Raw genomic sequence first — 15,236 nt, forward strand, 5'->3', positions numbered from 1 at the left:
CTGCAGAGATAATAAACAAGGATGAAGCAGATGTAAAAACATGTCTGCTTCATTATGTAAAAAGAGCGCTGATTTATGAGTTAGATTACAATCCTTGTTGAAATCTATTGGTTTAGGGAACTAACCCTCTAAGCCGCAATCAATAGTTCTTTGGCGTTTGCTAGCGTCGACTCGGTAATTTGGCTACCACCAAGTAGGCGAGCCAGTTCACTAATTCGTTCGTTTTCGTTTAGCGCGTACATACTGGTTTCAGTTTTATTGCCTTTAGTATTTTTTGTGACAAACAGTTGGTGGTGTCCATGACTAAGCAACTTGAGGCAAATGGGTGACACACAGGACTTGTGTTGATTCCCCTAGTTTTCTAAGCATCTGTCCAACAACCGCCGCAGTTGGACCACTAATACCTACATCCACTTCATCAAAAATAAGGCTTGGTGTATCTACTTTCTGCGCCGTAATGACCTGAATGGCTAATGATATTCGTGATAGCTCACCACCAGATGCGACTTTAGCGATAGGCTGCATCGGTTGACCCGGGTTAGTTGAGACTAAGAAGATTGCTGTATCCATTCCTGTTGGTGAGGGGTGCTCTGGCTGAAAGCTCACATCAATAGCAAACTTGGCTTTATCCATGCTGAGCTCGTGCATACTTTGCGAAATCAGCTTGTTTAGTTCTTTAGCGTAACGACCGCGAGATTTGTTGAGTTTCTCGCATATGCGGACATAGTGTTCAAAAAGGGCGCTGACGTCTTGTTCCTTCGCAGATATTGTTTCATCAGAACAGTCGAGCTGCTCAATTTGATTGAGCAAACTTTGATGATGTTGATAAAGCTCCTCAGGTAGCACGTGATGCTTGCGAGCGAGCGACATGATTTTAGAAAAGCGTGATTCTACATACGCCATGCGTTGCGGGTCCACGTCGACTTTATCAAGGTAGTCACGTAGTTCAGCGTTCACCTCTTCAATTTGGATCATTGCTTCTTCAAGCATTGTCGGTAAAGGTGTAAGCGTAGTATCAAGCTCTGACAGCTGAATGAGTTTGCTGCTGGCACTTTGCAGTAGTGCGAGAGCATTGACATCATCACCCTCGTAAATAATATCAATGGCTTGCTGGCATGAAATCGCAAGTTCGCCGCTGTTTGCTAAGCGCTTGTGCTCTTGTTCAAGTTCTGGAAATTCTAGCTCTTCAATCGCGAGTTCGTTGAGTTCCTTAATTTGATACTCAAGCAGCTGCAATTGAGCTTGGTTATTGGCACTGTTTTCTTTTAGTTTTCTCAATGCAATATCGGCGCTTCGCCAAGTTTGATAACTATTACGGACTTGTTTTTGTAGGGTGGTATGACTAAGCATATTGGTCCAGTAATGAAAGTTGATAGTCGCCTTTCATTAGTTGGTGGTGAGCGTGCTGCCCGTGAATGTTGATAAGCGTTTGTCCCAAAGATTTAAGTTGGGATAACGGCACAGGGCTACCATTAATGAAGGCGCGAGAGCGACCTTCTTTGGTAATGCTTCGTCGCAAGATGCATTCGGTACCATCATAGAGATCGTTGTCTTCTAACCAGCGGGTGGCATGGACATTATTATCAATCATGAAGGCGGCGGTGACTTCGGTTTTATCTTCGCCGTTGCGAACCGCACCTGCGTCTGAACGTCCGCCCAAACAGAGGCTCAGTGCATCAATCGCGATGGATTTACCTGCACCAGTTTCTCCGGTAATGGTGGTCATTCCCGTACTGAGTTCTAACTGCAGAGATTTTACGATAGCAAAATTATTAACACTTAGATGAGACAGCATTTTCTTTACCTGTTTATATCAACATTACTGTATATAAGCTCAGTATATACTGTTTCTTTATACAGTAAAGGTACTGTCTGAATTTTTTATGTGATCAATCGCGGGTTGCTGAAAATACGATCAAAAAAGCCAGCAATACATTGCTGGCTCAATCAATGGGTAGTCAAACCTATGATTTAGAAGAGTTTGCTCGACCAACCCAGCTTGTTTCTCAGAACATGATAGTAGCTGTAATCTTTAGGGTGGATCAGTTTCAAAACGTTAGGGCTTTGGAAAATATGTATTTCATCGCCTGGTGACACAGGCAGTGAAATTTGCCCATCACAACTGACCTCTTGAGTGCCCCGGTTATCTGGCGAAACAATGAGTTTGATTCGGCAATTACCGTCGACCACGAGTGGGCGGCTTGAAAGTGTATGAGGGAACATTGGCACCAAAGATATGGCATTCAGTTTTGCTGAAAGGATTGGCCCGCCGCCGGATAATGAATAAGCGGTTGATCCAGTTGGTGTCGCCACGATCAAGCCATCTGATCGCTGACTAAATGCAAACGTGTCGTCGATATAGACTTCAAACTCAATCATATGGGCGACTTGACCTGGGTGAAGTACCGCTTCATTAAGGGCGGCGTTGTGACTTTTGATTTGCCCATGGCGGTGAATTTCAGTTTCAAGCAAGAAACGCTTTTCTTCGATGTACTCCCCTTGCAACACGGCTTCTAACGCTTGCTCGAAGCCTTCAGGGTTGAGATCGGTGAGAAACCCTAAGTTACCACGGTTGACGCCGATGACGGCCACATCAAAGCGTGATAGCACTCTTGCGGCGCCAAGCATATTGCCATCACCACCAACGACGATAGCGAGGTCAGCTTCTCGACCAATACGAACTAGGCTAAAAAAATGCTGTCTGGGAATATCGACAAGAATATCAATCAATCGGTCATCAATAAGGACGTTATAGCCTTTTGATGTAAGCCAATGAAACAATTCTTTATGAGTCTGAATTGCTTTCTGTGCTCGGGGTTTACCTATGATGGCGATCACCTTAAAGGTGTTTTTCATATCACTTCCAAACTTTTAGTGCTTGAATCAAAAATCTTCATCCCCATAATATACCCAAAGTGTTTATATATGCAGTGTTTGGTATGAAATTAATCCAAGTTTCTCACTTGGCTACCATGCATTGACGTGAATCGAGTATTGCGGAGAGACCATGAGCAACGAAGAAAACAAAGTAAATCAAGAAGAACTGCATACGCAAGACGTAGAAATGCAAGATGCAGACGTGGTTGGTTCTGACGCTGATGTTGAGTGGAATGAAGAATCAGAACAAGATATTCAAGAAGCTAAGATTGCTCAACTAGAAGCAGCATTGTTGTCTAGCGAAGCTAAAATTAAAGAGCAGCAAGATTCTGTACTGCGCGCCAAAGCTGAAATGGAAAACATGCGCCGTCGTACTGAGCAAGAAATTGATAAAGCACGTAAATTCGCTTTAAACAAATTCTCGGAAGAGTTATTGCCAGTAATCGATAACCTAGAGCGTGCGATTGCCGCTGCAGATGCTGAAAATGAGGTGGTAAAACCAATCGTTGAAGGAGTCGAGATGACTCATAAAACACTGGTTGATGCGGTCGCTAAGTTTGGCTTAAAGGAAATTAACCCTGAAGGCGAGACGTTTAACCCAGAACTTCACCAAGCGATGTCTATTCAAGAAAGCGCGGATCATGAAGCAAATACTGTGATGTTCGTCATGCAAAAAGGTTATGAGCTTAATGGTCGAGTGATCAGACCTGCCATGGTTATGGTGTCGAAATAACAAGTAGGGACGCAAATCATTAAGACGAGCGTAAAACTCTATTAGTTTATGTATATCAAAGAAATGAAGCCTATTTGGCTTCATTTTTTTTTGTTGTAAATATCAATAACCATGTATCAATTAGGTTTTTGTATTGTTTCATTGAGGTAACAAAATGTAAAATTAATGCTTTATTTTGAACTTCAGATCTGTAAGATGCCCTGAGTTTTCTATTAATAAGAAAGCAAATAACTATAAAAACACAGGGAATCAACACAACATTCTGGAGTCTATGAATGAATAAACCTCTATCCCAAAAGATCTTTATTGGTCTATTTACCGGTCTACTGATCGGTACGGCAATTCAATACTTGTTCGCTGGTGTTAGTCTTTTTGACCAATACTTACTTGGTCTCGCGGAAGGCGTTGGCGGTATGTTTGTATCGTTAATTAAACTTCTAGTGGTACCACTGGTTTATGTGTCAATTGTTTGCGGTATTGTGGAACTAAAAGACATCAAATCCTTTGGCCGTTTAGGCGGTAAAACTTTTGCGCTTTATATTCTAAATACGGTAATAGCAATCACGTTTGCACTAACGGTTGGTATGATTGTTCAGCCTGGTGCGGGAGCAAACCTTGGTGGAACCGTTGCCGCTACGGTTGAGATAACATCAACGACCACGCCTGATATCTTCTCTTTGATTACCAATATCGTACCAAGCAACCCTTTCCAAGCATTTGCTAATGGCGACATGCTACAGATTATCTTTATGGCTATTTTGACAGGTCTAGCCATCCAAGCTCTGGATAAGAAAGGTGGTCCAGCGATTCGTGCCTTTAAGATGGGTAACGATATCATGATGAAGCTGATTGGCTTGGTGATGAGCTTAGCGCCTTATGGTGTATTTGCACTGATGATTCAGCTTGGTGCAACTCTAGATGCCAGTACATTGGCGTCGGTTGCTGGTTATGTTGCGTTAGTTGTCGGTATCCTTATTCTATGGATATTCATTGTTTATCCAATCATGGTTGGTGCAACAACAAAAGTATCGCCTGCCCAGTTTATGCGTGCAACTCGTGAACAAGTCCTGTTCTCGCTATCTACGGCAAGTTCAAACGCGACTATCCCGGTAACAATGCGAACACTGACAGATAAAATTGGTGTTTCTAAGTCGGTGGCGGGTTTTGGTGTGCCGTTAGGCGCGACCATGAACATGGCTGGCGTTTCCATTTACATCGCGATTGCGACTATCTTTATTGCTAACGCATTTGGTCAGCCTATCCAAATGGCAGACCTAGTCACAATGGGCTTCACTATCTTGTTGCTATCCATTGGCGCAGGTGGTGTACCTGGTGGTGGTGTCGTGATGATTGGTGTTCTACTTCATCAACTTGGTTTACCACCAGAAGGCCTTGCGATTGTTGCTGCTGTTGACCGCATCAATGATATGTTTTGTACCAGCTCGAATGTAGTGGGTGATACGGCGGTGAATACTATCGTAGCGCACTCTGAAGGTGAGCTTGACTCGGAAGCAGTCAATGAAGCTGCACCCGTTCAAAGCCAAGCATAAGCGCGTAAATAAGAATAACGCCTTAGATAAATACAACGTCGCGAAAGACGTCGCAGGAAAAGCGAGTTAAAAAACGGAGCCTTTGTGCTCCGTTTTCGTTTAAATATGAAAAAAAGCGATTTTTTTTGTCCTCTTCCCTTGAAAAGCGCGTTGCTGCCCTTATCTATGGTTCATACAGAAAACAAACCTTTTTTGAGTTAGTTTTCCAACTGGCTCTAAGGCCCCGACTCGGGGCAATAGAAAGCGTAATAATAGAATTTATTCGGAGATAGTCTGATGGGTAAGATCATTGGTATTGATTTAGGTACTACTAACTCATGTGTTGCTGTTCTAGATGGCGACAAACCACGTATACTTGAAAACGCGGAAGGTGAACGCACAACCGCATCGGTTATTGCTTATACAGACGGTGAAACTCTTGTAGGTCAACCTGCAAAACGTCAAGCAGTAACTAACCCAGAAAACACGCTATTTGCGATTAAGCGTCTGATCGGTCGTCGTTTTGAAGATGAAGAAGTTCAGCGTGATATCGAAATCATGCCTTACAAAATCGTTAAGGCTGACAACGGTGATGCATGGGTTGAAGCGAAAGGCCAACAAATGGCTGCACCTCAAGTATCTGCTGAAATCCTGAAAAAAATGAAGAAAACAGCAGAAGACTTCCTAGGTGAAGAAGTGACTGGCGCAGTAATCACTGTTCCTGCTTACTTTAACGATGCACAACGTCAAGCAACAAAAGATGCGGGTCGTATCGCAGGTCTTGAAGTTAAACGTATCATCAACGAACCGACTGCAGCTGCTCTTGCTTACGGTCTAGATAAAAAAGGCGGCGATCGCACTATCGCAGTTTATGACCTTGGTGGCGGTACATTTGATATCTCTATCATCGAAATCGATGAAGTTGAAGGCGAGAAAACATTTGAAGTACTAGCAACTAACGGTGACACACACCTTGGTGGTGAAGATTTCGATAACCGTCTAATCAACTACCTAGTTGATGAATTCAAAAAAGAGCAAGGTATTAACCTTAAAACTGACCCTCTAGCAATGCAACGTGTTAAAGAAGCAGCAGAGAAAGCGAAAATTGAACTTTCTTCTACTTCTCAAACTGACGTAAACCTACCGTACGTAACGGCAGATGCAACGGGTCCTAAGCACATGAACGTTAAAGTGACTCGTGCGAAACTAGAATCTCTAGTTGAAGACCTAGTACAACGTTCTCTTGAGCCACTAAAAGTTGCTCTTGCGGATGCTGACCTATCAGTAAGCGACATCAACGACGTTATTCTAGTTGGTGGTCAAACTCGTATGCCTATGGTTCAAGCTAAGGTAACTGAGTTCTTCGGTAAAGAGCCACGTAAAGACGTAAACCCTGATGAAGCAGTAGCAATGGGTGCTGCAGTTCAAGGTGGTGTTCTTGCGGGTGACGTGAAAGATGTACTTCTTCTAGATGTAACGCCTCTTTCTCTAGGTATCGAGACAATGGGCGGCGTAATGACGAAGCTTGTTGAGAAGAACACAACGATTCCAACGAAAGCGAACCAAGTTTTCTCTACAGCAGAAGACAACCAAAACGCGGTAACTATCCACGTTTTACAAGGTGAGCGTAAGCAGGCGACTTACAACAAGTCTCTAGGTCAATTCAACCTAGAAGGTATCCAAGCAGCACCACGTGGTACACCGCAAATCGAAGTAACTTTCGACCTTGATGCGGATGGTATCCTACACGTATCTGCGAAAGATAAGTCAACTGGCAAAGAGCAAAAAATCACGATCCAAGCGTCTGGTGGCCTAAGCGACGAAGATATCGAAGCAATGGTTCAAGAAGCGGAAGCAAACAAAGAAGCGGACAAGAAGTTCGAAGAATTGGCTGCGGCACGTAACCAAGCTGACCAAATGATTCACGGTACTCGTAAGCAAGTGGAAGAAGCAGGCGAAGCCCTTCCAGCTGAAGAGAAAGAGAAGATTGAAGCAGCAATCGTTGAGCTAGAAACAGCTCGTAAAGGCGATGACAAAGAAGCGATTGACACGAAAGTTCAAGCGCTAATGGCTGCGGCACAAAAACTAATGGAAATGGCTCAACAACAAGCACAAGGTGCTGATGCAGAAGCTGGTGAACAGCCTAAGCAAGAAGACGACGTTGTTGATGCTGAGTTCGAAGAAGTAAAAGACGAGAAAAAATAATTCTTGTTGCTAGGAGTTCAGCCTCCCTGTTTGAGATGTGTATTTTGCAACGCAAAGGATGCATCTTTATGCCGAGGCAGATCCTCTTAGTGTAAAGAATTCGATTATTTGGATTCTTGAAAAGTGATTTATGCGGGCGTTTAGGGTAACCTTCACGCCCGCATGTATGTGAATATTGTCATTCTAGATAAGGAAGTCACAATAACCTGCAGGACCCAGGACCCAGGACCCAGGACCCAGGACCCAGGACCCAGGACCCAGGACCCAGGACCCAGGACCCAAATTTTTATCTAGAATGATACAACCCAAAAACAGCGCTGGGCTGTTTGTCGAAGTAATTGGTACCAAGCAATATGTCAAAACGTGATTTTTACGAAGTATTAGGTGTAGGTCGTGATGCGTCTGAGCGCGATATAAAGAAAACCTACAAACGTCTTGCAATGAAGTATCACCCGGATAGAAACCAAGGTGATGAATCGGCTGCGGATAAGTTTAAAGAAGTAAAAGAAGCGTACGAAATCCTAACCGATCCTCAAAAGAAAGCAGCGTACGATCAATATGGTCATGCAGCTTTCGAACAAGGCGGCATGGGTGGCGGCGGATTCGGCGGCGGTGCTGGTGATTTCGGTGACATCTTCGGTGATGTATTTGGTGATATTTTCGGTGGTGGACGCCGCGGTCAATCACGCGCTCAGCGTGGTTCAGATCTGCGTTACAACATGGAGCTTTCTCTAGAAGAAGCGGTACGTGGTGTATCAAAAGAAATTGAAGTTCCTACATTGGTTGAGTGTGAGCCGTGTGAGGGGAGTGGCGCGAAAAAAGGCTCATCGCCTCAAACGTGTGGCACCTGTCATGGTCACGGTCAAGTTCAGATGCGCCAAGGCTTCTTTGCCGTACAACAAACCTGTCCAACGTGTAATGGTCAAGGCAAAATCATCAAAGACCCTTGTAACAGCTGCCATGGTCAAGGTCGTGTTCAAAAGTCTAAAACACTGAATGTGAAAATCCCTGCTGGTGTGGATACGGGTGACCGTATTCGTTTATCTGGTGAAGGCGAAGCGGGTGAGCAAGGCGCACCTGCGGGCGATCTTTATGTACAAGTTCATGTTAAAGAGCACCATATCTTTGAGCGTGAAGGCAACAATTTGTACTGTGAAGTGCCCGTGAGCTTTGCTCAAGCTGCATTAGGTGGTGAAGTGGAAGTTCCAACGTTGGACGGACGCGTTAACCTAAAAGTGCCAGAAGAGACGCAAACAAGTCGCATGTTCCGTATGCGCGGTAAAGGCGTGAAGGGCGTTCGTGGCGGTGGTGTTGGTGACTTAATCGTTAAGTTAGTGATAGAAACGCCAGTGAAACTCAGTGCGCGTCAAAAAGAGTTATTACGCGAATTTGAAGATACTTGTGGTGGCGAAGCTGCAAACAAGCATCAGCCGAAATCAGAAGGTTTCTTCAATGGTGTTAAAAAATTCTTCGATGATCTAACCAGTTAACCTTTACTGTTAGCGCATTATGGAAGCTCGCCTTGTGGCGAGCTTTTTTGTTTCAGTCATACTATGTTATTTTCCCAAGCTTGTGTTCGCGGGGGGGGGGGTCTGGCTAGCGCTATTTCCAACAAGCATTTGGTTTGGTTACGCCTTTGGAATTCAAACTCATTTTCCTATCGCTATCTAAACAGTTATCCTTACTTTGATTACTGAAGGGTTGGGCTATTGCTGTAATGGTGTAGGCAGCGGTCGCGCTACTGGTTACAGTAAATTGGTATCGAGTGGTATCAGACTCACACACCACACATTTTCCTCCAGATAGGATGTGCTCAAAGTTATAACCAGCATTGTAGTGTCGTTCAAGTTCCAGTTGCATTTCTAGCATGTCACCCAGCGCAATCATCCGATACGCTTCGCGCGTTTGCTGTGTATACGTCGGGTATGCGACAGCGCTTACTACCCCAAGTATGACTAAAGCGATAAGAATTTCGATCAGGGTCAAGCCTATTTGAAAGTGGTTACTTACTTTACATCTCATTCTTTTAACTCTGCCCAATGCTCTGATTTTTTTGATATTTATAGTGTTCGTGACTGCTAGGATTTCTGCAATACCTATCCGATTGTTGTGATAGGTTTCATTGGGATTTGGGAAATGGTTCGCGGATTCACTCTACTAGAGCTCATGATTAGCGTGTTCGTTATGATGATACTCATGCTGAGCGTCGCCCCTAGCTTTTCAGGACTGTCGAAGGAAGTGAAGGTAGAGAGAGCGGCGGCAGAAATCTACGGGATGTTAATGCAAACCAAGGCCGAAGCCATTATGCGAAATGAACCTCTTTGGAGTCATTTTAATCATCTCCCTCAAGGTGCCGAGGATGGAAGCTGGAATATTTTGGTGACCAATTCACCCTCCTTATCGGGTACGACCTTCATGGCGCTTAGCGGCCAGCCATATCAAAACGTTCATCTCCACCTTAACCACAATAGTAAACAAATCAAATTTGATAATTTGATTAAGTGTTGTTTTATCAACTGGGACGATCACGATTAGCCCGTATTCACAACAAAATTCAGGTATCAGAATTAAAACCTCGGCGGCGTCGGGTCGCATTGTGGTTTGTCAATTTGGTGATGCTGAATATGGCGTAGGGGACTGTTCAGTATGAGTCTTTCTCGAGAGAGAGGTGGGTCATTAGTCGAGATGCTAGTGGCGTCGACGATCGGCATTGTCGCGATAGGCTCCATTGGGTCGGTGTATCTTATGGTTCAACAGCATACCTCCGAACGTGCTCAGACTATGTTGTTGAGTCAAGCACTGGCGACAACAGCAAGACGGTTACAAAATGATCTTATTCGGGCAGGCTATAGCGAACTGGGAAGTTCTAGCACCCCTTCTGGCGCGGCGAATACGATTTATATAAACAGTGACGGAAGCCAAATCCAGTATGCCTATTGGGATGATCATCGAGGTGATAGTGGAGAGTATGAAAATACCTCATGGCGCTACTCCCAATCGTCGCAGTCTCTGCGAATTTGCCGAAAACGCGCCGTGGCCATATTTGACATCAATTATTTTAGTGGCAGCAATTGTACGTCGCTGTTGGAAGATGATTTGATTGCGGTGACGTCCTTTTCCGTAGAGGCGTTTAATGTCTCTAGTTCCAGTATTAGTAAACAATATATTCATTTATCGATGGCCGCTCAGCTCGCTGGAAATCCAATGATTAGAGCGGATATTGAGCGCCGTTTCTTGATAAGGAATGGCCAATGATAAGCACTAGAACATCATTTTCAGGCATCTCCGCGCAAGGCGGGGTAGTCACACTTCTCACCACATGCTTACTTTTGATCGTTGCTTTAGTTGTGACGCTTGGTGGATACAAAAGCACATTTTATGAAATTAAGCGGACACAAAATGAGGTTGCTTCAAGACAGGCGCATTGGAAAGCGGAAGGAGCGGTTGAATGCGGTGTGGCTCAGTACATGATAGGTAGAACAATACCGCCCTTAGTCACTGCTTGTGATTCTACCTTCAACGTCGTACCGGAAATAATTCTCGATCCAGCGAATAATGAGGTGATGATTATTGCGACGGTCCAGCAGCGTAGAGTGAGCCGACGCTTTATGCGTGCAGGAGGAAACTTGCAATCTGGAGCAATCCAAAGCAGTAGTAGCTTTGTCGTGAATAGTTCAATCAATATATCGACGCCAGACCCAGGATTAGAGCTCGATGACGATTGGGATTGTACGGCGGTAAGATTTGCTGGTTCGTTCAACTCAGCTTCCTCTATTGTCAATAGTGGTGTGATACATGGTATGAGCCCTTATGCTGGGTTTGAGCATAAGAATAAGGATTGTGTTGAAAAGACGGTTGTTAGTGTGCCTTGTTCCTCAGATTCTGAACCAATTTGTTTACGTAGTGATTTTAAGCAAGATGAACAACTTAATGTTTTTAAAGATTTTTTTGGTGTTGACCCACAGTATCATAATTTAGTCAGAGATAATGGTGAGTTTACGGTGGTTGATTTAAGCCTTGGCTTAGAAGGTAGTAACGCTACAAACTGCGGCACAAAAATTATTGAGCAACTTGAAAGTGGAAACTTCGCTATTTGGGTTGAGGGGTCATGCGCGATTAGTGGTGATGAGTTGGATTCTCTTAACAAACTTTTAAACCCTGGAGATTCGAATAGAAAATCTCTGTCTCTTGTTGTTCATGAGGGGTTAATGTCTTTGGGAGGGGCGGCGGAGATACAAGGTGTTGTATTTCATTTCAATTATGATTTTATTCCTACTCAAGAGGCATGGAAAGACTTAAATATCGCCGATGGAGCTGTAGATCATTTCCCCACAAAATATGGTTCTGCAGCATATTATCAAGGCGGTGCTTTTAGTATCAAAGGAGGTGTTTTTTTGACTACCCAAGTAAGGAGCATTTGTCTCTTTTTAGGGATTCACTGTCGTTTCATTACAATAGGGATGTGGTGCAACACACACAAAATACAGTTTCTGTTTTCTCCTGGAAAAAGGGTTCATGGCGTGACTTCTAAACAACAAGGTTTTAGCCTGATTGAAGTCATGATCGCTTTTTGCTTGATAGGTGTTGGCGCATTAGGGTTAGTGAAAATGCAGACCTACATCGAGCAGAAATCTGATTATGCCGCCCAAGGCATTCAGGCGTTGGGGCTTGCCGAAGCACGTTTAGAGTGGTTTAGTACCCGAGGCGCAGATCCCGCATCGTCCACCATGGATGTGGCCGATTTTGTCACGGATCTTGTGGATGGTGAAGATTTGACTCATTCGCCATTTGTTGTTGAATGGACGGTGTCGGCCGTTCCTTTTTCGAGCAGTATCAAAGCTGTCGAAGTCGTCGTCAGTTGGCCCGATCGATTTGGGCAGACACAGACGCTCTCCTTACAAAGTCAATTCTCCAATTACAGTGAATTTGATTGATACTCAGCTAAGGTCAACGGGTCATCAATTAACATGGTTACCGCACTTCTTTTACTTGAACTATCCCCCCTACCGCTCATCACTTTAATGAATAAAGGTGTGTGACGCATTGCCCGTCCGATGTGATGGATTTATACACTATGCTTATATAATCGGGCACTTTGCGTGCTAGTTAGTGGAATGTTTTGGATATGTGTACTTCTATGTTGTTTTTCTGTTACTTGTTCGGGTGTTTTTTGCAAAATAAGTCTACAAAAATGGAAATACTTCCAAATTATCTACTAATTTAATTTTTTTTACATAAAATAGTCGCGAAGAAAAATGACACAGTGAAGCTGCTTTAAAGTTCACGCACCACAACATCACAATGGAGTTACCATGAGTAACCAGACTATCAATCAAGCGCCAACGCCAAAGCCGAGTGGCATGGATCGCTTTTTAAACGCAATTGAGAAGGCAGGAAACAAGATCCCAGATCCTGCTATTCTATTTTTCTGGGCATTAGTTATTGTTTGGGTCGCATCTGCCGTTCTATCGAATGTTAGCTTTGATCTTATTAACCCTCGTACTGGCGGTGCATTAGAGGTCAATAACTTGCTAACGGGTGAGGCGCTTGCCAGCTTCTTAGCAAACATGGTAACCACGTTTACTGGCTTCGCTCCTCTTGGCATCGTATTGGTTGCGATGTTAGGTGTTGGTGTTGCAGACTCTTCTGGCTTTATCCAAACTGGCTTGAAGAAAATGCTTAACTTCACGCCAGCGAAATTGCTAACGCCAATGCTTATTTTGGTTGCGATTGTTTCTCATACGGCAGCTGACGCGGGTTATGTGTTGGTTATCCCGCTTGGTGGTATCATTTTCCACGCAGCAGGTCGTCACCCTCTCGCAGGTATTGCCGCAGCATTTGCTGGTGTATCGGGCGGTTTCTCTGCAAACTTCATCCCATCTGGTATCGACCCACTGTTGGCTGGCTTCACACAAACGGCTGCTCAAGTACTAGACCAAGACTATGTGATTAACCCACTTTCGAATATTTTCTTTACTGGTTTATCTTCTGTTTTGGTTATCGCGATTGGTTGGTGGGTGACTGAGAAAGTCATCGAGCCACGTCTTGCAAACCTTCCTGTCGATGAAGATGCAGAAGAAGCACCAGATCTTGGTTCTTTTACTGCTGTTGAGTCTAAAGCATTCCGTGCGGCTGGTTGGGCAATGATGGCGGGTATCGCCTTACTTGTTTTCGCACTTTTGCCAGAAGATTCAGCACTACGCTCTCCTGAAGGTGAAATTACCGCATTCTCTGCGCCGATCATGCAATCCATCGTACCGTTAATCTTCATCCTGTTTATTATTCCAGGTATTGTTTACGGTCGTGTGGCGGGTACGTTTAAAGATAGCAATGACATCATTAAAGCGATGTCTCACACCATGTCTACCATGGGTGCGTACATTGTGATGTCGTTCTTCTGTGCACAATTCTTGTCAGCGTTTGCTCAGTCAAATATCGGTACTATGCTAGCGCTTTACGGTGCGGAAGGTCTGAAAGCCATGAACCTACCAGGTCAAGCGACCATCGTAGGTATGATTTTGTTGACGGCTTCAGTTAACTTACTTGTCGGTTCTGCATCGGCTAAGTGGGCGTTGATTGGTCCAATCTTGGTTCCAATGCTAATGGCAGTAGGCATCTCTCCTGAACTGTCTCAAGCGGCATACCGTGTTGGCGATTCAGTATCGAACATCATTTCGCCATTGATGGTCTTCTTCCCATTGGTTGTGGTTTACTGTCAACGTTATGTGAAATCAACGGGCATCGGTACATTGGCTTCTCTAATGATGCCATTCTCTATCGCGATGCTAATTGGCTGGACATTATTCTTGCTCGCTTATTGGGCGCTGGGTATCCCACTAGGTATTCAAGCACCGTACACGTACACCATGTAAGTTATCGCTAACTTAATCAGGTACAAAGTACTGAAAAGCCCGCCAGGATTGAACTGGCGGGCTTTTTTTATCTGAGAATGAGCGAATCAATCGGGGGTTACGCTGTTAAGAACTGAGCGTGGAAGCGTAAGTGGTTCTCAATAAAACTCTGTATAAAGAAATAACTGTGATCATAACCTGGTTGCATTCTAAGCGTCATATCACTGCCAGAGGCTTTGGCTGCCGCGACCAGTAATTCTGGCTTAAGCTGCTCTTGTAAAAAGCCGTCGTCTTCGCCTTGATCAACCAGAATCGGTAAGGTGGCTTTATTGTGTTTGAGAAGCTCAACGCTGTCATAGGCCTTCCAATCTTCAATATTATTACCAAGGTAGTGGCTAAATGCTTTTTGTCCCCAAGGACAGTTAATAGGGTTGGTTATTGGGCTAAAAGCTGAAATCGAACGGTACTGTTCGCTATTTTTTAGACCAATAGTGAGTGCACCATGCCCGCCCATGCTGTGGCCAGATATCGACTTGGCTGGTGTGACAGGGAAATGCTGTTCGATTAACGCTTGGTAGTTCGTCAACAATATAGCTATACATGTGGTAATGCTTATCCCAAGGAGCTTGGGTGGCATTGAGATAGAATCCTGCGCCAAGGCCTAAGTCATACGCTCCTTCTGCGTCATCAGCTACCCCTTCGCCTCGCGGGCTAGTATCGGGAGCAACAATCGCAACGCCAAGCTCCGCAGCGACTTTAAACGCCCCTGCTTTTTGCATGAAATTTTCGTCGCTGCAGGTTAAGCCAGACAGCCAATAAATGACAGGCACGGGATTCTCTTTGCTCGCTTGTGGTGGAAGGTAAACGGCAAATTTCATCGCGCAGTTTAGAACGTTAGATTGATGCGTATATTGCTTGTGCCAACCACCAAATACTTTTGCTTGGCTGCTATTTTCGATAGTCATGTTTACTTCCTTACTAAAGGTCAATAAGACGCGGCGACTTAAGGGGCATTATTACCAGTAAGACTAGCCTAAATGG

At 44.4% G+C, this 15,236-nt stretch carries 10 protein-coding genes and 2 pseudogenes; 8 read left to right on the forward strand and 4 right to left on the reverse strand.

All coding sequences use genetic code 11. The features are described 5' to 3' along the window. Positions 1 to 128 precede the first annotated feature (128 nt). Both recN and nadK read right to left on the reverse strand, forming a co-directional pair. Positions 129 to 1,795, reverse strand: a pseudogene (gene recN, locus AC0L66_RS04220) (DNA repair protein RecN). 176 nt (positions 1,796 to 1,971) lie between these two features. Continuing rightward, on the reverse strand, positions 1,972 to 2,856 hold the full coding sequence (gene nadK, locus AC0L66_RS04225) for an NAD(+) kinase (RefSeq protein ID WP_250618310.1): 885 nt from the start codon (positions 2,854 to 2,856) through the stop codon (positions 1,972 to 1,974). 151 nt (positions 2,857 to 3,007) lie between these two features. Here nadK and grpE point away from each other — a divergent pair, with 151 nt between their 5' ends. From grpE to dnaJ, 4 genes are all read left to right on the forward strand, one after another. After that, positions 3,008 to 3,610, forward strand: coding sequence for a nucleotide exchange factor GrpE (grpE, locus tag AC0L66_RS04230; RefSeq protein ID WP_473568469.1), 603 nt, complete (start codon positions 3,008 to 3,010; stop codon positions 3,608 to 3,610). 275 nt (positions 3,611 to 3,885) lie between these two features. Continuing rightward, entirely contained in the window at positions 3,886 to 5,160 is a 1,275-nt protein-coding gene (locus tag AC0L66_RS04235; RefSeq protein ID WP_473568471.1) for a dicarboxylate/amino acid:cation symporter, read from the forward strand. 276 nt (positions 5,161 to 5,436) lie between these two features. Next, the gene (dnaK, locus tag AC0L66_RS04240) at positions 5,437 to 7,344 is read left to right on the forward strand and encodes a molecular chaperone DnaK (RefSeq protein ID WP_265674498.1); all 1,908 of its coding nucleotides are present in this window, start codon (positions 5,437 to 5,439) and stop codon (positions 7,342 to 7,344) included. A gap of 353 nt (positions 7,345 to 7,697) precedes the next feature. Then, a complete protein-coding gene (dnaJ, locus tag AC0L66_RS04245) occupies positions 7,698 to 8,834 on the forward strand; it encodes a molecular chaperone DnaJ (protein ID WP_265674499.1) in 1,137 nt (378 codons plus the stop codon). Positions 8,835 to 8,946: 112 nt separating this feature from the next. Here the strand turns inward: dnaJ and AC0L66_RS04250 are convergent, their stop codons facing one another. After that, positions 8,947 to 9,366 (reverse strand): type IV pilin protein, encoded by a 420-nt coding sequence (locus AC0L66_RS04250; RefSeq protein ID WP_428794565.1) that lies wholly within the window; start codon positions 9,364 to 9,366, stop codon positions 8,947 to 8,949. A 114-nt stretch (positions 9,367 to 9,480) separates the two neighbouring features. Between AC0L66_RS04250 and AC0L66_RS04255 the strand changes: the two genes are divergently transcribed. From AC0L66_RS04255 to AC0L66_RS04270, 4 genes are all read left to right on the forward strand, one after another. Then, positions 9,481 to 9,879, forward strand: coding sequence for a pilus assembly FimT family protein (locus AC0L66_RS04255; protein ID WP_473568473.1), 399 nt, complete (start codon positions 9,481 to 9,483; stop codon positions 9,877 to 9,879). 111 nt (positions 9,880 to 9,990) lie between these two features. Continuing rightward, on the forward strand, positions 9,991 to 10,599 hold the full coding sequence (locus AC0L66_RS04260) for a hypothetical protein (RefSeq protein ID WP_473568475.1): 609 nt from the start codon (positions 9,991 to 9,993) through the stop codon (positions 10,597 to 10,599). A gap of 1,265 nt (positions 10,600 to 11,864) precedes the next feature. Next, positions 11,865 to 12,278 (forward strand): type IV pilus modification PilV family protein, encoded by a 414-nt coding sequence (locus AC0L66_RS04265; RefSeq protein WP_265674504.1) that lies wholly within the window; start codon positions 11,865 to 11,867, stop codon positions 12,276 to 12,278. A 378-nt stretch (positions 12,279 to 12,656) separates the two neighbouring features. Next, positions 12,657 to 14,216 carry an AbgT family transporter gene (locus AC0L66_RS04270; protein ID WP_265674505.1) on the forward strand — a complete coding sequence of 520 codons (1,560 nt, stop codon included), beginning with the start codon at positions 12,657 to 12,659 and terminating at the stop codon, positions 14,214 to 14,216. Positions 14,217 to 14,313: 97 nt separating this feature from the next. On the opposite strand, the pseudogene fghA reads toward AC0L66_RS04270, so the two are convergent. Beyond that, positions 14,314 to 15,160: pseudogene (fghA, locus tag AC0L66_RS04275) on the reverse strand (S-formylglutathione hydrolase). Between the last annotated feature and the right edge of the window lie 76 nt (positions 15,161 to 15,236).

This window comes from Vibrio sp. GJ43-1 (genome assembly GCF_055808835.1).